The organism is Nocardiopsis xinjiangensis YIM 90004, assembly GCF_000341145.1.
GTDB classification, from domain to species: Bacteria; Actinomycetota; Actinomycetes; order Streptosporangiales; family Streptosporangiaceae; genus Nocardiopsis; species Nocardiopsis xinjiangensis.
Genome location: NZ_ANBE01000056.1, coordinates 25,787 through 46,572 on the forward strand (window position 1 = coordinate 25,787; position 20,786 = coordinate 46,572).

15 protein-coding genes, 1 pseudogene and 1 riboswitch are annotated in these 20,786 nt (G+C 69.1%); of the genes and pseudogenes, 6 read left to right on the top strand and 10 right to left on the bottom strand.

Annotated elements, in window-relative coordinates; genetic code table 11:
* Positions 1–69: 69 nt before the first annotated feature.
* The 5 genes and pseudogenes from pabB to D473_RS27790 form a co-directional block, all read right to left on the bottom strand.
* Positions 70–2,145 (bottom strand): aminodeoxychorismate synthase component I, encoded by a 2,076-nt coding sequence (pabB, locus tag D473_RS0122415; protein WP_017611282.1) that lies wholly within the window; start codon positions 2,143–2,145, stop codon positions 70–72.
* Between the two features lie 65 nt (positions 2,146–2,210).
* Entirely contained in the window at positions 2,211–2,435 is a 225-nt protein-coding gene (locus tag D473_RS26165) for an aminotransferase class IV (RefSeq protein ID WP_017611283.1), read from the bottom strand.
* Positions 2,432–2,701: pseudogene (locus tag D473_RS28755) on the bottom strand (aminotransferase class IV); the annotation flags it as partial. The gene D473_RS26165 and the pseudogene D473_RS28755, both read right to left, overlap by 4 nt.
* A 441-nt stretch (positions 2,702–3,142) precedes the next feature.
* A complete protein-coding gene (locus D473_RS28265) occupies positions 3,143–3,886 on the bottom strand; it encodes an SDR family oxidoreductase (RefSeq protein ID WP_033353855.1) in 744 nt (247 codons plus the stop codon).
* A 305-nt stretch (positions 3,887–4,191) separates the two neighbouring features.
* Positions 4,192–4,356, bottom strand: coding sequence for a hypothetical protein (locus D473_RS27790; RefSeq protein WP_017611286.1), 165 nt, complete (start codon positions 4,354–4,356; stop codon positions 4,192–4,194).
* Between the two features lie 257 nt (positions 4,357–4,613).
* Here D473_RS27790 and D473_RS0122440 point away from each other — a divergent pair, with 257 nt between their 5' ends.
* Together D473_RS0122440 and D473_RS0122445 are read left to right on the top strand one after the other, a co-directional pair.
* Positions 4,614–4,856 carry a DUF6457 domain-containing protein gene (locus tag D473_RS0122440; protein WP_026127212.1) on the top strand — a complete coding sequence of 81 codons (243 nt, stop codon included), beginning with the start codon at positions 4,614–4,616 and terminating at the stop codon, positions 4,854–4,856.
* 194 nt (positions 4,857–5,050) lie between these two features.
* Complete coding sequence (locus D473_RS0122445; RefSeq protein WP_017611288.1) at positions 5,051–6,466, top strand: alanine/glycine:cation symporter family protein; 1,416 nt, start codon at positions 5,051–5,053, stop codon at positions 6,464–6,466.
* A gap of 85 nt (positions 6,467–6,551) precedes the next feature.
* On the opposite strand, the gene thiD is transcribed toward D473_RS0122445, so the two are convergent.
* From thiD to D473_RS0122460, 3 genes are all read right to left on the bottom strand, one after another.
* Positions 6,552–7,355 carry a bifunctional hydroxymethylpyrimidine kinase/phosphomethylpyrimidine kinase gene (gene thiD / locus D473_RS0122450; protein WP_017611289.1) on the bottom strand — a complete coding sequence of 268 codons (804 nt, stop codon included), beginning with the start codon at positions 7,353–7,355 and terminating at the stop codon, positions 6,552–6,554.
* Positions 7,343–7,444, bottom strand: a riboswitch (TPP riboswitch). Its footprint overlaps the gene before it by 13 nt.
* Positions 7,445–7,467: 23 nt before the next feature.
* The gene (locus tag D473_RS0122455; RefSeq protein ID WP_017611290.1) at positions 7,468–8,397 is read right to left on the bottom strand and encodes a DUF368 domain-containing protein; all 930 of its coding nucleotides are present in this window, start codon (positions 8,395–8,397) and stop codon (positions 7,468–7,470) included.
* 325 nt (positions 8,398–8,722) lie between these two features.
* The gene (locus D473_RS0122460; RefSeq protein WP_017611291.1) at positions 8,723–10,408 is read right to left on the bottom strand and encodes an acyl-CoA synthetase; all 1,686 of its coding nucleotides are present in this window, start codon (positions 10,406–10,408) and stop codon (positions 8,723–8,725) included.
* 368 nt (positions 10,409–10,776) lie between these two features.
* On the opposite strand from D473_RS0122460, the gene rocD reads away from it, so the two are divergent.
* A complete protein-coding gene (gene rocD / locus D473_RS0122465; RefSeq protein WP_017611292.1) occupies positions 10,777–12,045 on the top strand; it encodes an ornithine--oxo-acid transaminase in 1,269 nt (422 codons plus the stop codon).
* Between the two features lie 76 nt (positions 12,046–12,121).
* Here the strand turns inward: rocD and D473_RS0122470 are convergent, their stop codons facing one another.
* Positions 12,122–13,483 carry an SGNH/GDSL hydrolase family protein gene (locus tag D473_RS0122470; RefSeq protein ID WP_017611293.1) on the bottom strand — a complete coding sequence of 454 codons (1,362 nt, stop codon included), beginning with the start codon at positions 13,481–13,483 and terminating at the stop codon, positions 12,122–12,124.
* Between the two features lie 526 nt (positions 13,484–14,009).
* On the bottom strand, positions 14,010–14,624 hold the full coding sequence (locus D473_RS0122475) for a superoxide dismutase (protein ID WP_017611294.1): 615 nt from the start codon (positions 14,622–14,624) through the stop codon (positions 14,010–14,012).
* Between the two features lie 293 nt (positions 14,625–14,917).
* Here D473_RS0122475 and D473_RS0122480 point away from each other — a divergent pair, with 293 nt between their 5' ends.
* The 3 genes from D473_RS0122480 (at position 14,918) to D473_RS0122490 (ending at position 20,662) form a co-directional block, all read left to right on the top strand.
* The gene (locus D473_RS0122480) at positions 14,918–16,957 is read left to right on the top strand and encodes an acyltransferase family protein (RefSeq protein WP_017611295.1); all 2,040 of its coding nucleotides are present in this window, start codon (positions 14,918–14,920) and stop codon (positions 16,955–16,957) included.
* 600 nt (positions 16,958–17,557) lie between these two features.
* Positions 17,558–18,604, top strand: coding sequence for a class I SAM-dependent methyltransferase (locus tag D473_RS0122485; RefSeq protein ID WP_017611296.1), 1,047 nt, complete (start codon positions 17,558–17,560; stop codon positions 18,602–18,604).
* Between the two features lie 39 nt (positions 18,605–18,643).
* A complete protein-coding gene (locus tag D473_RS0122490; protein ID WP_017611297.1) occupies positions 18,644–20,662 on the top strand; it encodes a glycosyltransferase in 2,019 nt (672 codons plus the stop codon).
* Positions 20,663–20,786 lie beyond the last annotated feature (124 nt).

The window sequence follows — 20,786 nt, forward strand, 5'->3', positions numbered from 1 at the left end:
TGAACGAAACTCATATGCACGGTCGCGTGACGCGCCCTCGGGCACATGGGTGAGCTGGTGCGCTGCTTTTCATGGCGCCGTGTTCCTGTCCGCTGCGGCCCCGAGCAGCGCGGCCGCGGCCAACCGGGACTTGACCAATGTTTCCTGGTATTCGAGATCGGGGTCCGACAGCTGTGTGATGGCGCCTCCGACCCCGAACGTCGCCCGGTCGCGTTCGACGACGACACTTCGGATCACGATGTTCAGTGCGAGGGCGCCGCTGAGCGAGATCCATCCGATCGCTCCGGAGTAGATGCCTCTCGGGCCTTCTTCGAGTTCATCGATGATCTGAAGAGTCCTGACCTTGGGTGCGCCAGTCATGGAACCGCCCGGGAAAGTTGCGCGAAGGCACTCGATGGGCGAACTTCCGGGGCGGAGGCTGCCCCGAACAGTACTGATCAGTTGATGCACCGAAGGGAAGGACTCGACGTCGAACAGTGTCGGAACATGCACCGATCCCTCTCGGCACACCGAGTTCAGATCATTGCGCATGAGGTCAACGATCATGAGGTTTTCCGCGCGATCCTTCTCCGCGGAGAGCAGGTCCTTCTTCAGGAGCTGGTCTTCCTCCTCTGTCCGCCCGCGCGGCCTCGTGCCCTTGATGGGGCGTGTCTCGACAGAGCCGTCGGCGCCGACGGTCAGAAAACACTCGGGAGAGGCGCTCAGCACGGAGAAATCGCCGTATCGCAGAAAAGCACCGTACGGCACCTGAGCATACTTTCTGAGGAGTGAGTACGTCTCGTACGGATCCACGCTCCCGGGGAACTCCAGCATGTTCGTCAGGCAGATCTCGTAGGACTCGCCCGCGCCTATGAGCTCCTGGCTCTCACGGATCTTTTCGACATAAGAGCGCCGATCGTGCCGGAACCTGAACTCGGACTCCAGGGTCGCGTCGTCAGGAATGTCGGCAGGAACAATATCCGCTTCTGGCTGACGGGTCCCGAAACCTAGGATCCGTCTCTCGGTGGCTTCGATCCATCCCTTCGAGGCCACATCGAGCAGCGACCCGGGATCACCGGACCGGAGAGCGAGCAAGAGGAACTCTCCGTTGCGGTGGTCGAACACCACAGCCCTCTCCACGAACGTCAGTCGGCTGTCCGGCATCGTTGACGGTGTCGGGTCAGCGACCGCGCATGTGTCGGCCTTGAGGCCGTAACCCAGGTAGCCGACGTAGCCGAGGCAGAAGTCCATGGTCGTCCGCGGCCGACGAAGGCAGTCGAAACGGGCCAGCTCGTCCTCCACCACCCGGAAGATGTCACCGTCCACCTGCTCTTGGCGGCCGTTGGCGAATTCGCGCAACGTGGTTCCGCTTCCCGCATGGTAGGTCAAGACGTGGGACAGCACCCCTTCGCACGAGCCCATGACGCTCATCTCGGATCGGCTGTCGTCACTGTTGCTGTCCAACCAGAAGCTTTTCTCGTCGTCCTTGTACAGGGCTTCGTGGACCACTGCGGGAGACACGTCCTTCCGGACCCGGCGGAGATCCACCCACCAGCTGTTCGCCGAGTCGCCGGCCTCAGCCGTGTCCATGGCGAGGAAGTTGGCGATGATCTGCAGCCCCCACCGGCTCAGGACCGACTCCGGATGGAACTGCACCCCCCAGAGGGGACGGTCGACGTGGCGCAGTCCCATGACTACTCCATCGTGTGTGGAGGACGTCACCCGGAGCTCGGACGGAACCTCCGAGACGGCCAGCGAGTGGTACCTGACCACGTCCAAGGTCGGAGGCAGGCCGGCGAACAGGGCGTCGCCGGCCTGCTGAATGGTGGAGACCCGACCGTGCATGGGCTCTGCGGCCCGCCTCACACGCCCCCCGAAATGGGTGGCCAGAAGCTGGTGACCCAGGCAGACCCCCAGGACGGGAACGGCGACGCGCTCTAAGATGTCCGCGCATATCCCCACGTCCTTGGGCACATCGGGAGCACCTGGACCTGGTGAGAGGATCACGTGAGTGATCCGTTCCCAGTCGATGTCGTCGAGCGGCACGTCGTTACGCACGACGGTGGGCCGGCGACCTGTGCACTGCGCGACCTGTTGGGCGAGGTTGTAGGTGAACGAGTCGTAGTTGTCAACGATCAGAACCTCGCCCGTGGTGGGAGCCGTCATTTTCCGTCCTTGTACTCACGAGCTTCGCGCTGTTCTGGTGATGCCGTGCTCGGCGAAGCGACGAGTCACGTAGCGACGTCTTGTTCCATGGCTTGTAGGTGTTCGCGAAACTCCGCGGCGATGCCCGCTTCGGCGACCGGTTCGCCGTCCCAGGCAGTGACCACGCGGATTCCGTGCAGGGAACTGAGGGGCCACAGTTCGTCGGCGGCACGGACCTCCCGTGGTCGCAGGGTCGCCTCATGACGGGCCCCGCTGGAGACCGCCGCGCGAACGACGGCGGCCTCCGTCACACTCGGCAGCCGTTGGGGGCCGATGACACGAGGAGGGTGCCATCGGCCCAGTGGACCACGCTGCTGTGGGCACCCTCGCGTAGGGTTCCGTCTTCGCCGATCATGAGCGCTTCCTCGGCCCCGTGGTTCTCCGCCTGGTTTCGGAAAGAGGCCTGGAGGGGCAACTCCGGCCCCTTGTGCCACGGAACGCGGCGCGAGTCGGGCCCTTCCGGGGTCCAGACGCTCACAGTGGCGCGCAACGCGTCGGGGCTGAGGGGACGCAGCCGGCGGGTGAGCCGCCCGTTCGGTCGATGTGACCGTCCATGTCCAGGACCCGGCTCTCACGCGCCAGAAATGAATCGTGCAGGACCGGAAGGGTACGCCTGTCCTCGGGAACGGTAGTCCTTCCTACCGGGCCCGGGTGGTGAGGGCTCATGTCAGTACCGCCCTCCGGCTCGGGCGCCGACGCTGTACGGAGCCCCTCCGGCCACGGGCCGGCCCGCTGCGTCAGGTGGCTCGCCTGGGCGGCCGTCCACGGTATCGCCCGCATCCGCCGGTTCGAGTGCAGGACGCGGAAACCCCTCGTCGCGGCCTCGGCGAAGCCTCATCGTCGTGGACGGCCGAGTCCGGCCGGGCATCGACGGCGAGTTGCACTTGTTGCCCGACCGTTGAGGCACCGGCGATGACCCGTGCAGCGGATTCGTCTTTCTCGCGGTAGATCTGCGCGGTCATCGATCACCCTCGGCGAACCACTCATCGAAGCCGGGGCCCACGGTCTCGGCGCTCGGCCCGGGGATGAGCGCGCCCTGGCGCATGGCCTTGCCTGCGGGACCGGGGGCGGGAACCGACAGCGGTAGTGCGCCCTTGTTCTGCAACACCCGGGTCATGCTCCACAGCGACATGACCTCCGGTCCGCAAACGTCGTATGCCTTTCCCTGACGCTCACCGTCGATGCACTCGGCCACCACTTCCGCGACCGCGTCGAGCGCTACGGGCTTCACCTTCATCTGCGGAACGATCGCGAAGGGGCCGACCTTCATACGATCGAGGTTCTTCCTGGCGAACTCATACCACAGGGTCGAGCGCACCAGCACGGTTCCGTGGTTCTCCTCCAGAGCGACCTTCTCCTGGGCTGCATTGCCGGCGTAGTAGCCGTTGGAGGACATGGCGTCGGCCTCGCAGTTGACGATGGAGATCAGCACATGCTTGCCGATTCCAGATTCCTGTGCCCAATGGTTGATGTTCCGCGTGGAGGCCTGGAAGAAGTCACGAGCGATATCGAACTTCTGGGTAAATACATCCGTCGCTTCGACCACGGCGTCGATGTCCGGTCGCGGTGTCATGGTCTCCGGTTTGGTCACATCAAATCCGGCGCGCCTCGACAGGACGATCACTTCGTGGCCTCGGCGTTCCAGTGCCGATTCGACAGCACTTCCGAGGATGCCGCCTCCAACAATTGCGATCTTGGTCATGATTTGACATCTTCTCCTTCGATTTTCTTCTTCTCGGTCGGCCTGCGATCGAGGTTTGGCATTCTCGGAGGGATCTTCTGTGCGGCCATGATATGACGATGCCCATGTTCAACCAGGCCGCTCTGGCCGTTTTCCGAGTACTTCCGGCCTGAGTTTCACAACTGCTCGATGGGGGGAGTATCTCTCGCTCGGAACCTGAAAGATTCGCAAATAATTCTGGTCGATCAATGCGGTCTCTGTCGAGGTGAAGAAGCCCTCGATCACCGGGTTGCCGAAGCACGATCCGGTGCGCCCTGCAGTTGTGCTCATGTCTTGTCATGATCCCCGCGCTGCTCGTTCGGCCCGGCCTCGGCCGTGTGGCCGTCGATGGGCGCCCGGTCGTAGGAGAGCTCGCGGACGATCTCCGGGCCGGGTAGGACGTGGCTCACGGCGGGGACACCGACCACTGCGATGTGGGCGCGACGGGCCATGGCGGTGCTCCGGTGGACAGACGGGCGGTCGGCGGACGAGAGCGGCCCCCGCGGTCGCGGGTCGGTGCGATCGTCGGCGTATGCCGGGCCGTCCCTGCGGAGTGCACGGTTTTCCTGCGGGTCGGGACGCGGGTCCCCTGTGAGAGGGCGGGTCGACCGTTCTAGAGTGCGGTACGGCGACGGCACAGGAGTACCGCCGCAGAGCAGGCGACGCGTCACGGTCGTCGGACCGAATCATCGCGCAGAGGAGTGAATTGGTGACCCTCGTGGAGTGGGCGGACCTGGTCCGCGCGGAACTGGAACTGGACGAGAACGAACGCCTGGACCGGGCCGACGTCGACCGGGTCCTGGACCTGGCCAAGGACGCCGCACACTCGGTGGCCCGGCCCGCCGCACCCTTGACGACCTTCCTGATGGGGATCGCGATCGGCCGCGGCGGCGACCCGGAGGAGGTCGCCGCGCGGCTGAGCCGGTTGGCGCTGGACTCCGCGCAGGAGTGAGGGTCGGGCCCGGCCCGACCCGCAATGCTTGCGTCGAATAAACGTGACGTAGGCGTGATGAACCAATGCAAACCTGTCACCACCTCATCAAATGTCTGTGACCTGTTGCACGTTGACCGGCCACCGTTTCGGTGTGCAGCAGGGCGCGGGCACACGGCCGTGCCCCGATCCGAACGTGATACGGAGATCCCCGCATGGATCAGATCCTCGGGATGGCCGAGATCGTCAGCAGTGTGCTCTGGGGACCCTTCGTCCTCATCCCTCTGCTGTTCGGTGTCGGCCTGTTCCTCACCGTCCGCCTGAAGCTGCTCCAGCTCCTGCGGTTGCCCCACTCGCTCTGGCTCGCCCTGATCCGGCGCAAGGAGGACTCCTCGGTCGAGGGGGACATCTCGCACTACCAGGCATTGAGTACGGCTCTGGCCGCCACGGTCGGTGTCGGCAACATCGCCGGTGCTGCTCTGGCCATCGGTGTCGGTGGTCCGGGCGCGCTCTTCTGGATGTGGGTCGTCGGTCTCCTCGGCATGGCCACGAAGTACAGCGAGGCGCTGCTGGGCGTGAAGTTCCGCCGCACCGACGCCAAGGGTGAGCAGAGCGGCGGCCCGATGTACTACCTCAAGTACGGGCTGAACGGCTGGCTCGGCACCGTGCTCGGCGGTGCTTTCGCCGTCTTCGGAGCCATCGCCGCCTTCGGTATCGGCAACGGGACCCAGGCCAACACCGTCACCCAGCAGGTCACCAGCCTCGTCGAGGTCGAACCCTGGGTCGTGGGCCTGATCCTCATGCTGCTGGCCGGTGCCGTCATCCTCGGCGGGATCAAGAGCATCGGCCGGGTGGCCTCGGCTCTCGTGCCGATCATGATCATCGGCTACGTGGCCTCCTGCCTGCTGGTGCTGGCCATCAACTGGGCCTCGGTCCTGCCCGCGCTGCAGCTCGTGTTCACCAGCGCCTTCAGCTACACCGCGCCGGTCGGTGGTTTCGCGGGTGCGGGCCTGATGCTGGCCATCCAACAGGGTTTCTCGCGCGGCATCTTCTCCAACGAGGCCGGCCTGGGCACCGGCGCGATCGCCGCCGCCGCGGCCAAGACCCGCGAGCCGGTCCGCCAGGCCATGGTCTCGATGACCCAGACCTTCATCGACACCATCATCGTCGTGACGATGACCTGCCTGGTCATCATCACGACCGGGGTCTGGCAGGAAGGGGACGTCGACGGTTCCCTGCTGACCACCCTGGCCCTGACCGAGGGGCTCGGTCAGGCCAGTGCCGCACTGGCGGTCGCCGGGCAGTACATCGTCGCCATCGCGGTGACGGTGTTCGCCTTCACCACGATGCTCGGCTGGTCCTACTACGGCGAGCGCTGCGTGGAGTACCTGGGTGGGCGCAAGTTCGTGACGCCTTACCGGTTCGTGTTCCTCGCGGTCGTCTTCATCGGCTCGATCGCCGCACTGGACGAGGTGTGGCTGTTCAGCGACATCGCCAACGCGCTCATGGCGTTGCCGAACCTCCTCGGGCTCCTGCTGCTCTCCCCGCTCGTCGTGGCAGAGACGCGCAAGTTCTTCAACCACCCGGAGTGGCGCAACCCCGACGTGGTCATGGAGGACATCCGCAGCTGACGCGGGTGCCCGACCGACGCCGAACGCACGAGGGGGACCGGCTCCGGGCCGGTCCCCCTCGTGCGTGTCCATGGCGGGAAGGCGCTCACCACCATGCGTGGAAGTGGTGCACCGGCCCCTGGCCGCCTCCGGCACCGATGTCGCCGGCACGGCGCAGCGCCTCGGTCAGGTAGTCCTTGGCGCCCCGCACCGCCGCGGCCGTGTCCGGGTTCTGGGGGAGCAGGGCGGCGATGGAGGAGGAGAGCGTGCATCCCGTGCCGTGGGTGTTGCGGGTGTGTACCCGGGGCGCGGAGAACTCCACCGGGGCCGCGTCCTCGACGGCGAGCACGTCGATGCTGTCCTCGGAGTCCAGGTGCCCGCCCTTGAGCAGGACCGCACGCGGCCCCAGCTCCAGCAGCTCCGCGGCCTGCTCGTGCATGCCCGCCAGGTCGGTGGCTTCCTCGACCCCGAGCAGGTCGGCGGACTCGGGCAGGTTCGGGGTGATGAGGCCGGCCCGGGGCAGCAGGACGGTGCGCAGGGCCTCGGTGGCCGACTCCTCCAGCAGGCGGTCGCCGCTCTTGGCGACCATGACCGGGTCCACGACCACGTCCTGGAGCCCGTGCCGGTCGATCGCCCCGGCCACCGCTTCGGTCACCTCGGCGGTGCCCAGCATTCCGACCTTGACCGCGTGGACCGTCGCGTCCTCGAGGAGGGTGTCGAGCTGACGGGTGACGAACGCGGCCGGGATCCCGTGCACGTCGGCGACCCCGCGCGTGGACTGGGCGGTCAGGGCGGTCACCACACTCATCCCGAAGACCCCGTGAGCGGAGAAGGCCTTGAGGTCGGCCTGGATCCCGGCGCCTCCGCTGGGGTCGCTCCCGGCCACGGACATGACGTTGAAAGCGCTCATGGCGTTCCTTCGCTAGTACGAACTAGGGCAGGTTCGACGGGTGTGCTCTCAGCCGGACCGGTGAGGTTCCGGCACCCCGCGCCTCTATCGGGAGATTCTAGGGGGTCCTGTCTCAGCGGACGAGGGCGGAGTCGTGTCCGTGCTCGCGCTCCCGGCGGAGCCGCTTGCGGTGTTCCCACACCAGCACGGTGGTGACCACGGCGAAGCCCAGGACCATGAAGCCCACGGTCAGCGGGAGGTCGGTGGCCGGCACGACCTCGCGCTCCTCGTTCTGCCAGGGCCACAGCGCGCGCAGCGAACCGGCCATGATGCCGGTGAGCACGACCAGGGTGAGGCGCCGCTTGTTGTCGAGCAGGTACTGCAGCAGCTTCACGAACAGTGCCAGGCCGGTGGCCGCGCCGGCGGCGAAGGTGAGGATGAAGGCCACGTCGATGTCGCGCACGGCCTGCAGGACCGGTTCGTACAGACCCACCGTCAGCAGGATGAAGGAGCCGGACATACCCGGCAGTACCAGGGCGCAGATCGCCACCGAGGCGGCGAAGAAGATCACCACGGGGTGCACCGGCAGGTTGGCGCCGGGCAGGCTCATGACGAAGAACGCCAGGACCGCGACGACGAGGCCGGCCACGTAGTGCATCGGTCGCCACGGCAGGCCCGCGGCGCTGTAGGGGATCCACAGACTGGCCAGCACCAACCCGAAGAAGAGGGCGTAGGCGTACTGGGAGTGGTCGTGCAGGATCGGTTCGATGAGGAGCATGGCCAGAACCAGGAAGATCGGCATGCCGATCAGCGCGGGAGCGAGAGTTCCCCAGTTCGCCTGAGCGAACTCTTCCTTGGCGCGGCCCATGCCCTTGCCGCGCAACCCGTCGGTCACGGCCAGGCGGATCCCGCTGACCATGTGTCCCGCGCCGCCGATGAGATCGTCGTAGAGCCCGACGATGAGGGCGACCGTGCCGCCGCTGATGCCCGGCAACGCTTCCGAGGTGCCCACGGCCCCGCCGCGCACCGCGTTGAAGATGTAGGAGCCTACTGACTTGGCCATGTGAGCTGTAGGGCGCCCTCCGGAGCCGGAAGGAGCCTTACCTCCGTCCTAGTGGTGTCGCCGACCCACTCCGCCTACGCCGGGCTGGTGGGTCGGAAAGGGGTGCGGTCCGCGCGGGAGGTGGCCGACCTGAGTACAGGGATGGGAACCACGCAGCCGCGGAAATCGTGGCGTGCCCGGGCCGGCAGACGGGGGAGGCGGCCGACGAGTGCGGACCAGGCCAGTCTAATGGTGCTCGGGCGTGCCGAACCCTGACCCGAGGGCGGGTTTCGGTTGTGTGTTCTGAAGGTGACCTTGTGGCCGAAAGGGCAGGCCGGGTGGCCGATCACCACACCGGAGGAGCGGAGACCGTCTCTCCGGCGTCCGTGCCCCGCCTGGCCACCGAGGACGCCCACCGGTAGTCCTGCTTGCCGGCCGCCGTGCGCCGCACCTGGTCCACGAACCGCACACTGCGCGGAACCTTGTAACCGGCCAGGCGCCCGCGGCAGTGCGCACGCAGCCCCTCGATGTCGACCCGGCCCCCCGGGGCCACCGCGACCACGGCGCTCACCCGCTGGCCCAGGGTCTCGTCGGACAGGGGCAGCACGATGGCGTCCACCACCTCCGGATGGGCCTTGAGCGCCGCCTCGACCTCCTCGGGGAAGACCTTCTCCCCGGCGGTGTTGATCACTACACTGCCCCGTCCCAGCAGAACCACCGAACCGTCCTCACCACGGGTGGCGTAATCGCCCGACAGTGCCCACCGGTGGCCGCGCCGGTCCACCGGGAACGTGCGTGCCGTGGCGACCGGGTCGTCGTAGTATCCCAACGGGATGTGGCCGGTGCGCGCGATGCGCCCCACCTCCGTCGATCCGGCCGGCAGGGGATCGAGCCGCTCGTCGAGCACTGCGACACTGCCGCCCATGGCGAAGTTCGGTCCGCGCTCGGTCTCACCGGAAGGGTCGGCGCCGGGTGCCACCCCCGCGTCGGCGGTCCCGCACACACCGGTCTCCGAGCCCCCGTAGGAATCGGCCAGGGCCAGGTCGGAGCGCCAGGAACGCCACAGGGCACGCACCGGGTGGGTCAGCGGGGTGCCGCCCGAACGCACCGAGGCCAAGGACGGGCACCGGTCCGGCTCGGCCAGCAGGCGCATCACGAACGGACGGGCCATCGCGTCGCCCACCAACTGGAGGGTGTGCACCCTCTCGCGATGGGCCAGGGCGACCAGGCGGTCGGTGTCGAAGACCGGGTCGGTGGAGAGCACCACACGCTTGCCGCACAACAGCATGCTCAACGCGTTCCACTGGCCGGCCGCGTGCATGAGCGGGCCCAGCACCAGCATCCGTTGAGGGAAGCACCGCGCGGCGCGTTCGGCCACGTCGTCGAGGTCATGGGCACGCGGCGCACCGGGGGAACGGCGTTCCAGGGCCGCCCGGAAGATGTCGGCCTGGCGCCACAGCACACCCTTGGGGTGACCGGTGGTACCGCCGGTGTAGAGCAGGTAGTGGTCCGAGCCGCTCGTGGACGGGAGTTCGGCCGGGTCATCGGGGTGCTGGGCGGCCAGCGCCGTCTCGTAGTCCATACCGGCCAGGGACGTGGGGTGCGGGCCGCCGTCCTCGATGAGCAGCACGTGCCGGAGCCGGGGGAGCCCGTCGCGTACGGGTGCCACGGTCGCGGCCAGGGACTCCTCGGCGACCAGGGCGACGGCGTGGGAGTCGGAGAGCACGTGGTGCAGTTCCCCGGCCACATAGCGGTAGTTGAGGTTGACCGGGACCGCGCCCGTGCGCAGGATCCCCAGGAAGGACTCCAGCCACTCGGCGCGGTTGTGCGCGAGCAGCGCCACGTGTTCGCCCGGCCGCACACCGGCGCCCGCCAAGTGGCGGGCCACACGGGTCGAACGCGAGTTCAGGGCCCGGTAGGTCAGGCGGCGCGGGCCGGCGACCACGGCGACACGGTCGGGTACGGCTTCGGTGACGGCCTCGAACAACCGGGCGAGGGAGAAGGGTGCGTCCGGGTACGCGGAAGGGGGCACGCAGGACCTCCCAGGCAACGGTGGGGCGCCGTCCCCGGCGTGGGGGCTCGTGGCGGCGCGGGACTCTGCCGGGACCGTACCCCTCGGGGATGGGGCCGATACCCGGCGGGAGGATGGTGCGCGTCACCAGCACCGGGAGTTCAGGTCACAGCGTGAGCAGGGCAGGCGGGTCGATCCTGCTCGGAGGCGTGGCGGGCCTGTGCCGCGGGTGTTTCGGCCCACGCGGCGATCGTGTGAGTCCCACCACCCCTTGTGGGCTCACAGGCTCATCTGCTCAACTTTTGGAGACCTTCTGCCGGAGGGCGCCACCTCGCCCGACGGTGGGTATCAAGTGCGAGACATCGATCAATGGTGATCGGAGCTACTCGATGAGCACGACCCAGAATCTGGGACAGAACGACCCCGCCGGTGACCCCGGCGCACCGTCACTCTCCAGCTCGGACCACATCGCCCTCGCGGAGGAGCGGTCCGCCCACAACTACGCCCCCCTTCCCGTGGTCGTCGCCGAAGGCCGCGGTGCCTGGGTGACCGACGTGGAAGGACGCCGGTACCTGGACTGCCTGGCCGGTTATTCCGCGATGAACTTCGGCCACCACAACCCGGACCTGCTCGCGGCCGCCCACCGCCAGCTCGACCGTGTGACCCTGACCAGCCGGGCCTTCCACAACGACCGGTTCGCCCCGTGGGCGAACGCCCTGGCCGACATGGCGGGCAAACAGAAGGTCCTGCCGATGAACACCGGGGCCGAGGCGGTCGAGACCGGTGTCAAGGTCGCCCGCAAGTGGGCCTACGAGGTCAAGGGTGTGCCCGCGGACCAGGCCACCATCGTCGTGGCCGGCGACAACTTCCACGGCCGCACCACCACGGTCGTCTCCTTCTCCTCCGACCCCGAGGCCCGTACCGGCTTCGGTCCCTACACCCCCGGGTTCCGGTCCGTGCCCTACGGGGACGCCGCCGCGCTCGAGGCGGCGATCGACCACACCACAGCCGCCGTACTCATCGAACCGGTGCAGGGCGAGGCCGGTGTCGTCGTCCCGCCCCCGGACTACCTGCCGCGGGTGCGCGAGATCTGTGACGCCAACCGGGTTCTGTTCATCGCCGACGAAGTGCAGTCCGGCCTCGGGCGCACCGGCACGATCCGGGCCTGCGAGCACTTCGACGTGGTCCCCGACGCCTACCTGTTCGGCAAGGCCCTGGGCGGCGGTATTCTCCCGGTCTCGGCGATGGTGGCCGACGAGGACGTGCTCGGAGTGATCAGGCCCGGTCAGCACGGCAGCACCTTCGGCGGGAACCCGCTCGCGGGTGCCGTGGGAAGCACGGTCGTGCGCATGCTCACCGAGGGGCCCTACCTCGACAACGCCCAGCGTCTGGGCGAGGTGCTCAAGCGGCGCCTGAAGGGGCTCGTCGGCAACGGTGTCGTCTCCGCGCGCAGCATCGGCCTGTGGGCCGGCGTCGACGTCGATCCCGACCTCGCGGACGGAAAGGAACTGTGCCGGCGCCTGGCCGAGCACGGGGTGCTGGTCAAGGACACCCACGGCTCCACGATCCGGATGTCGCCACCGCTGGTGATCTCGGAGGAGGACCTCAACTGGGGCCTGGACCGTTTCGAGGAGGTCCTCACGGGCCTGCGCCGCTGACCGCTCCGGCCCCGCACGCCCCACCGCTGGTACGCGCGGCACGGCCTGCACGCCGTGCCGCGCGTACCCAGCAGGGTCAGGAGGTACCGGCCTCCTCGGGGACGACCTCGTCGACGGACTCCTCACCGGGCTCCACCGGGTCCAGAGGGCCGCCGAGCTCGGACCTCAACAGCTCCTGGTCCACCCGCTCCACGGTCTCGCGCGTCACGTAGAGGGCGCGCTCGGGCCCCTCCTCGATCTGTCTCCGCACACGTTCGGCCATCGACATCTGTCCCTCGGCGGTGGGGTGGAAGCTCGCGCGGTCCACCTCCAGCCCCTCGCCGAGCTCGCCCAGGACGATGCCGTTGAGCCAGGCCTCGTCCGCGCTGACCTCGTACCCGTTCAACGAGCTGAACACGTTGACGTACTCGGTGCTGCCGACGTCGCGTTCACCGTAGACGTCGCCGTCCACACGGTAGACGGTGTCGCGGATCGCCTCGTTGAACCGCTGCGCGACCGTGTTCAGCCACTCCTGGTCGCTCACGCTCAGCGTGTAGTACATGCCCGTGGGGTCCTCGGGGAACAGGCGCGGGTACCCCAACACCAGGATGCGTGCGTCGGGTGCGCGCTCGTGGATCTCCTCCAGGACCTGGGTGAGGGTCCCCTCGAACTGCTCCATCCGTTCGGAGATCTCCTCCTCCTGGTCCACGCACGCGGTGTTGTCCAGGATCGGCATCCGCACCATGCAGGTGCGCAGCACGGGGATGAAACCGAGGTCGTTGCCGCCGATGCCGACCGTGACCAGAGAGGTGTGGTCGGTGACCCGTTCGATCTGCGACTCGGGTGTGCCGAGCTGGCTGAGCATGTCCTCGCCCTTGTGCGAGGAGCACGCGAAGAAGGCGAGCGTGCCGGAGAACTCGTACTCCTCGGAGATGAGCCGCGGGTAGGCGTTCTCCGAGCGCCAGCACCCGCCCGGTTCGGCGGTCGAGGGGTCGTAGTCGCCGGCGCCGTCACCGGAGGAGTAGGAGTCGCCCAGCGCCACGTAGTTGCCCCACAGCGCGGCTTCCTCGGGGTCCACGCGCACGCGCCAGTCCAGCTCCTCCTGTTGCTCTTCCTCGGTGAGGGGAGGCGGGTCGCCGGGGCACACGCCTCCGGTGACCTCGCACCAGAAATCGGTCATGCTGTCGCGGGTGGCGGGGACAGCCACCGTGACCACCAGGATCAGGATCAGGGCCGCCGCGGAATACAGGGCGATACGTGCGCGGCGGGTGCGCGGCCGTTTCCGGGAGGTGTGGGGAGCCGCTGTTGCGCCGTTGCTCCCGGAGACCTGCTCGCCATCGGCGGCCCCGGGCGTCTGTTCCCCGCCCGTGCCGTCGGTCGGTTGCTCGTCCCGGCTGTGTTCCCCGGGGCCGGGTTCGGGCTCGTCGAAGTCCGAGGGGTCGTCACCACGCGTTGACACGGCCGCTCTCGTCTCCCGGTCCTGGACGGCTGATGGTCTCGGACCAGACTACCCGCGGCGGTTCGGTCCGATCGGGCCGAGAAGACCGCGGTCGCAGGGCCGCCAGGTGCCGGTACCAGGGCGGCGATTGGCCCTGAGGGTCCAGGGGCGCCGGTAACGGAAGGGATCGTCGTTCCCCTCACCCTCGCGGGGCCGTAGTTCGCTCTCTTCCACGCGGTGTCCTTCGTTCGCGGTCCGGCGGGGGCGGGGCCCCAGCGGCGGCCAATCCCGCTGGGACCCTCCCGCCCCCCATCTGCCAGGGAGGCACTTCGACTCTGCCGGTCGGACATCGCCGGGGACACCGTTGAAAACCACAAAAATCCCGCCGGAACCTCGTTCCGCGACACAGGGTCACCGGTCGGCTGCGGGCAGGTGAACGGGCCTGCCCGGACATGCGGGAGGGCGGCGCCCGCCGTGCGGGTGCCGCCCTCCGCCGTACTACCCGGGTCCGACCGGGATGGGCCCCAGGGTCCGGGCCGCGGGATCTCTAGGCGATCTCGACCTTGCGGGCGTCGGCGAAACGCTGCTGGACGTCGGCCCAGTTGACGACGTTCCAGAAGGCCTTGACGTAGTCGGCCTTCACGTTCTTGTACTGGAGGTAGAAGGCGTGCTCCCACATGTCCAGCATCAGCAGCGGCTGGCTGCTGAGGGCAGCGTTGCTCTGCTGGTCGTAGAGCTGCTCGATGACCAAACGCTTGCCCAGGGCGTCCCAGGCCAGGATGGCCCAGCCGGAACCCTGAATGGTGGTGGCGGCGGCGTTGAAGTGCGAGCGGAAGGCGTCGAAGGACCCGAACTGGTCGTCGATGGCCGCACCCAGCTCGCCCTCGGGCTTGTCGCCGCCCTCGGGGGAGAGGTTCTTCCAGAAGATCGAGTGGTTGACGTGACCACCCAGGTTGAACGCGAGGTTCTTCTCGAGCATCGGCACGGTCCCGAAGTCGCCGGACTCGCGCGCCTCCGCCATCTTCTCGAGAGCGGTGTTGGCACCGGCCACGTACGTGGCGTGGTGCTTGTCGTGGTGCAGTTCCATGATCTGCCCGGAGATCCAGGGCTCCAGGGAAGCGTAGTCGTAGGGCAGCTCAGGAAGCTCGTACGGCGCAGACATCTCTGACGCACCTTTCCAATGACGCGATTCGTTCACCAGCGATGGGATCGCTACTGAGCAAGCTATCAGCCGAGCGGGCCGGGACCCGAGCTCAGGCCGTCGACACCCGAGTCCGGGAATAATCCGGGTTCTGGGCGACTACGGAGCGGTCCCGGGCGTGAACACCGACGTTGGCTGCACGTTCTCCACCGGTTCACCACCGCAACATCGTTACAGGGCACGATGCATCGGTGAAGCCGTGCGTCAGCGCTCCGTAGATGTCATCTCCCCACCCTGTGAGGCCACCCCCACCCATGTCCGCTGCACCGAAAACCGGATCGCATCACCGTCCCGAGGTCGAGGGGCTGCGTGCGGTCGCTGTTCTGCTCGTGATCGTCTACCACGTCTGGTTCGGCCGGGTCTCCGGCGGTGTGGACGTCTTCTTGCTGATCACGGGGTTCCTCATCACCGGGTCGTTGTTGCGGGCGCTGGAGCGGGACGGGCGGATCTCCTTCGCCGCGTTCTGGTCGCGCCTGGCCCGGCGGCTGGTCCCGGCCGCGGCGGTGGCACTCGCGGGGATCCTGGGGGCCACGTACTTGTTCCTGCCGTCCTCTCGCTGGTCGGGTGTGCTGGAGGAGGTGCGCGCGGCCGCGCTGTACCACGAGAACTGGGTGCTGGCGCAGAAGGCTGTGGACTACCTGGCGCGGGAGGAGGCGTTGAGCCCGGTCCAGCATTTCTGGTCGCTGTCGATCCAGGGCCAGTTCTATCTGCTCTGGCCTTTGCTGCTGGCCCTGGCCGCGCTGGTCGCCGCCCGCCTGGGAACGAGCGTGCGGCGCGCCGCCCTGACGGCCGTGACCGTGGTGTTCGCGGTGTCCCTGGCCTACTCGGTGTGGATCACCGGCTCCGACCAGGCCTGGGCCTACTTCGACACCGGGGCCCGCCTGTGGGAACCGGCCCTGGGCGCGGCCCTGGCTCTGGTGGTGCACCGACTGGACCTGCCCGTCCGGCTGCGTCTCCTCCTGGGCTGGCTCGGTCTGGTCGCGCTGGTGCTGTGCGGGGCGCTGGCGCCGGTCTCGACGATGTTCCCGGGCTGGATCGCCCTGTGGCCCACCGGCGCCGCGGTGCTGGTGATCGTGGCGGGTGCGACCGGCCACCGCCTGGCCGCCGACCGGTTGCTGACCTGGCGCCCGCTGACATGGTCGGGCGGGATCTCCTACGGGCTCTACCTGTGGCACTGGCCGGTCCTGGTGATCTACCTGCACGCCACCGAACGCACGGTCGCCGGTCTCCACGGCGGTGCTGCGGTCGTGGCCCTCTCCTTCGTGCTGGCCTGGCTCTCGCACCGGGTCGTGGACGGCGGTCTCACCCGTCTGGTGCGGGAGCGCCGCACCCCGGGCCGTTCCCTGGCCCTTGCCGCCTCCTTCCTGGTCCCGCTCATGGCCGCCTCCCTGGTGTGGTCGGGCCAGATCGTGCGTGAACAGCAGGAGCGGACCGAGCTCGCCACCCAGGTCACGAACCACCCCGGCGCGCTCAGCATCGCCGGCGCCGAGGCGGTCCCGGCCCAGAACGCGGCGCCGGCCCGGAACGGTGTGCCGGCCGAGGAGGAGGTAGCCGTGCTTCCCGACCCGATCGTGGCCGAGGACGACCTGTCCGACCACCACGACCAGGGGTGCCACGTCAACCTGGAGGAGAGCGAGGTGGTGGTCTGCGACGAGGGGGGCACGGACGCCGAGCACACCTTGGCGATGGTGGGGGCCTCCCGGGTGGCCCACTGGTATCCGACCGTGCAGGAGGTCGCCGAGGAGCACGGGTGGCGGCTGGTCTCCTTCACCAAGAGCGGCTGCCAGTTCAGTACCGACACCCCGATGCGGGAGGGCGAGGTCTTCACCGAGTGCGAGGAATGGAACGCCGAGGCCATGGAGGTTCTCGCTGACCTGCGTCCCGACGCGGTCCTGACCTCCTCCACCACCGCCAACCCCAGCGGGGAGCGCCTGCCGGACGGGTTCGTGGAGCGCTGGGAGGAACTGGGCGCTCTCGGCACCGAGGTCGTAGGGGTCCGTGACCTGCCGCGCCGCGACTACCAGGGTGCCGAGTGCGTCGAAAGCGGCTCCCTTGCGGACTGCACGTCCCCGGCCGCCTACAGCCACGCCGGCAGCGACCCCGCCGAGAGCCGCGACCTGCCCGGGAACGTGACCACCTTCGACCTGACCGAGTACGTGTGCCCCGACGGGCGCTGCGACGCGGTGGTCGGCAACGTGCTCGTGTTCTGGGACCACTCGCACATGACGGCCACCTATGCGCGCACGCTCGTGCCGATGATGGAGGAGGCCGTGTTGGAGGCCACCGGTTGGTGAAGCCTGTCCCGAACACGGGGAACCTCCCGGAACACCCTTATCACTGAAGGTGAATGCGTGTCGACTTAGTGTGTTGGGCGTTTCTGCCCCCGTCGACCCACGCGGAGAGGTGTCCATGTCCGTGTCTCCTGGGCTTCGTTCGGTCGCCGCCCCGGGTGCGCCCGCCGGGCATCGCGGCTCCGGGGGCGGGTGCCGTCCGAGGTCGAGGGGTTGCGCGCGATCGCTGTGCCCTCCGCGCTCGTCCAGCACCCCTGGTTCGGCCGGGTCTGCGGCGGTCGACGTCCTGGCGGCCGTTCTCACCGCTGCCGACGCATTCCTGCCGAACTCACGTCGGAAACGGTTCTGGGCCGCTCGCACACGGCCGCCACGTTTTCCGGAACACGCGCGTCCGTGGTCGGTCCCGCCGTGGAGGGGGTCCTCGAACAGGGGACCGCCCTGGCACGGAGAATTCTCGGTCGATCCGGGCAAAGGAAGAAGCGAGGGGAAGGTGAACGCAGAGCGAATTCCATGGCTTTTCTTCCGGGAAAGGCCTATTTGCGCCCTCGACGCATTGTCGGGGTCGTTAACATCGGACCGAAAAACATGTGGAGGTCACTACTCATGCGCTCCCTGCGCCGTCGTCTTCTCCCGCTCCTCCTCACCGCGGCGTCGGTGGGTGCGATCGCGGTCCTGATCCCCCCGACGCTGGCCGCCTTCGGCCTCCTGCCCTGGCCACAGGCGCTGATCCTGAGCGGCTTCGTGCTCCTGGGCGGGGCGGTGTGCGGTCTGGCCGCGGGGTTGCTGCTCGTCCGCCGCGCCGTCCATGCCCTGTCCGCGGAGGTGCGTACGCACACCCGTGTCGTCACCGAGACGGTCGCGGCCGAGCGCCTGGAGATCGCCGAAGCCACCGAGGACCTCAGCGAGGTCCGCGTCACCGTCGGGCGCCTCGAGGAGCAGGTCCTGCCCCGGCAACGTCGCCAGATCCGGCGGGACATGCTCGCCCAGGGCCGGGACAACTACGAGCAACACGTGGCCTGGACCGAGCTGCGCGAACACCTGGACACGTCCGCGTTCATGCCGTCGCTGCGAGGGTGGGCGGCCTCGCCCGACCTCATGCGCCTGGTCGTGCGCCACATCGACCGCCTGCAGCCCGGACTCGTCGTCGAGTGCGGCAGCGGTGCCTCCAGTGTCTGGATGGGTTACGCGCTGCGCCGGCAGGGCCGCGGTCGGGTCGTGGCGATCGAGCACGAGGTCCACTACGCCGAACAGACCCGCGCCATGGTCGCCGAACACGGGCTGGACGACGTCGTCGAGGTACGCCTGGCGCCGCTGGTCGAGATCGAGCCGACGACCCTGACCGACCCGGACGGCGAGGAGTTCACCACCGCCGACCGCTGGTACGACACCTCCGCCCTCAGCGACCTGGAGGGTATCGGGCTCCTGCTCGTGGACGGACCCCCGGAGGCGACCGGCCGCCAGGCCCGCTACCAGGCCCTGCCCGCCTTCTGGCCCAACCTGGCCGACGACGCCGTCATCGTCCTGGACGACACCGACCGCAAGGACGAACGGGCCCTGGGCGAGCGCTGGCTCGAGGAGTACCCCGAACTGCGGCGCACGGAGGAGCCCGCGGAGAAGGGTGCCCACGTCTTCTCCCGCAAAGGGGCCTGAACCGGTCACCCGCCACCGCCGACCCCACGAGAGCAGCAGATGATCAGCACAGTCCTGCGAGGCGCCCTGCGCGCCCGAGGCGACGAACCGGCGGTGCTGGGCCACACAGGTGAGGGCGCCCGCACCCCTCTGGCCCGGCTCCGGACCCGCCGCGGCGACCGGATCGTCGACCTCGACACCCATCCCATGGGCAAGCCCGCCGCCGAGGGCCACGACCCGGAGGCCGGGCTGGTGGCAGTCGTCGCGGCCACCCCCACCGACCTGCACCGCACCCTGACCACGTCGGTCCACCTGCCCAGGGCCGCCCACGTCCTGGTCGCGATCCTGGCCGCACCCGGGCACCAGGAACCGCCCCTGCCCTCCGCGCCCGGGCTGGGGCAGTGGCGCGACCTGTACGAGATGCGGGTACGGCGCGTGGACCGCGACGGCTGGGTGTGCGAACTCTTCTTCCCCCGCGCGACCGAACCCGACCAGGTCCTCGACACCGTCCTGCACGGCATGCGCGGCCGCAGGCGCGGCGCGGCCCTCACCCCACTGGCCGCCCTCCACGGCACCGAGGGCGCGCTGTGGCGTCCCGGCGACACCGGTGCGCAAGGGGTCGAGGAGCCCGGGCCGGTCCCTCTGCGGCGGGTCACACCCAGGGCCGACCTCGCCCTGCGGGTGGGCCGGGAACCCCGTGCCGACTGGACCGACCCGAACGTGCCCGCCCTGGGGGCCGAACCCACCGACGCCGACTCCTGGGACGGGCTGGTGGGCCCGCACGCCCCCACACGCGCCCGCGCCCAGGTGCGCACCCGCTCGGCGGCCGACGCGGACGGCCTCGTGCACACCGTCGCGCCGATCGACGAGCTCACCGTCAACCCCACCGGGTTCACCAAGGCCGAGAAGGGGGCCCTGGGCGACCTGACCGTGCACGGCGGCCGCGCGGTGGTCCGCCAGGGCCGCAAGGTCCTGGTCACCGTCGCCGCCGACGGCACCGTCACCGACGTCGACCTCACCCGCCTGCGCCACCTGCGCGGGGTGCGGGTGGACTGGTCCGGGCACACCGGTCCCACCGCCGCCGTCCGGGCCGTGGCCTCTCTGGCGGCCGGGGGTGTACCCCTGCTCAGCGGCCCCGTGCCTACATGGGCTGCCGGGCTCGGCAGCCGGCTGACCGCCCTGCTCACCGACGCCGACGAGCACGTCCTCGGCGACCGTCTGCGCCGCGAGGAACACAGCGTGCGCCTGCGCCGGGCCGCCTTGGAACTGCACGGCACGCGTTCCCGGTGGAGGGCCCTGGCGCGCCGCGCCGGGATCCCGACACCGCCCGAACCGACCGTATCCGTGGTCCTGTGCACCCGCAGGCCCGAGATGGTGGGCTTCGCCCTCGCCCAGATCGCCCGCCAACGCGGCGTCGACGTCGAGGTCGTACTGGCCCTGCACGGGTTCGGCGCCGACCGCACCGAGGTGGCCTCCGCCCTGGGCCGGTTCGACGCCACCGGGATACCGCTGACCGTCCACGAGGCCGACGGGGCCCAGGTCTTCGGCGCCGTGCTCAACGACGCCGTGGCCCGGGCCGGCGGCACCCTGATCGCCAAATGGGACGACGACGACTGGTACGGGCCCGACCACCTCTCCGACCTGCTGCTCGCCCGCCGTTATTCGGGGGCCGAACTCGTGGGCACCGGGCAGGACTTCGTCTTCCTCCAGGAGGTCGACCTGACGGTGTGGCGCAGTCGCGAGTCGGAGACCGCCACCCGTTTCATCGCCGGCGGCACGATCCTCGTCGACCGGGTGGTACTGGAGGAGACCGGAGGGTTCCGCCCACTGCCGCGCGCCATCGACACCCAACTCCTGCTGGCCGTGGTCCGTGGCGGTGGCCGTATCCACCGCACCCATGGTCTGGGGTACGTGCTGCGCCGTACCGGCAGCGGCCACACCTGGTCCGAAGACATGTCCTACTTCCTACGCAACTACGCACGACAGTGGTCCGGCTGGCGGCCCAGCTCCCTCTTGGAGGGGGAGCCCGCCCCGTTGGGCACGCCCGCGGCCACCCACACGATGGGGGAGACACCATGACGACTCCGGAGACCACCACGGCCGAGTTCCCCCGGCCCGAGAACCCGGTCGGCGTCGAACGGCCCTATGTGGTGCGCAACGATTACGGTTCGGTGGTCGTGCCTGGGTTGGGGGAGTGGGAGCC

Coding starts and splice junctions, on each gene's coding strand:
- pabB (WP_017611282.1), bottom strand. CDS start 2,145: ATGACGGCTCCCACCACGGGCGAGGTTCTGATCGTTGACAACTACGAC.
- D473_RS28265 (WP_033353855.1), bottom strand. CDS start 3,886: ATGACCAAGATCGCAATTGTTGGAGGCGGCATCCTCGGAAGTGCTGTC.
- D473_RS27790 (WP_017611286.1), bottom strand. CDS start 4,356: ATGGCCCGTCGCGCCCACATCGCAGTGGTCGGTGTCCCCGCCGTGAGC.
- D473_RS0122445 (WP_017611288.1), top strand. CDS start 5,051: ATGGATCAGATCCTCGGGATGGCCGAGATCGTCAGCAGTGTGCTCTGG.
- thiD (WP_017611289.1), bottom strand. CDS start 7,355: ATGAGCGCTTTCAACGTCATGTCCGTGGCCGGGAGCGACCCCAGCGGA.
- D473_RS0122455 (WP_017611290.1), bottom strand. CDS start 8,397: ATGGCCAAGTCAGTAGGCTCCTACATCTTCAACGCGGTGCGCGGCGGG.
- rocD (WP_017611292.1), top strand. CDS start 10,777: ATGAGCACGACCCAGAATCTGGGACAGAACGACCCCGCCGGTGACCCC.
- D473_RS0122475 (WP_017611294.1), bottom strand. CDS start 14,624: ATGTCTGCGCCGTACGAGCTTCCTGAGCTGCCCTACGACTACGCTTCC.
- D473_RS0122480 (WP_017611295.1), top strand. CDS start 14,918: ATGTCCGCTGCACCGAAAACCGGATCGCATCACCGTCCCGAGGTCGAG.
- D473_RS0122485 (WP_017611296.1), top strand. CDS start 17,558: ATGCGCTCCCTGCGCCGTCGTCTTCTCCCGCTCCTCCTCACCGCGGCG.
- D473_RS0122490 (WP_017611297.1), top strand. CDS start 18,644: ATGATCAGCACAGTCCTGCGAGGCGCCCTGCGCGCCCGAGGCGACGAA.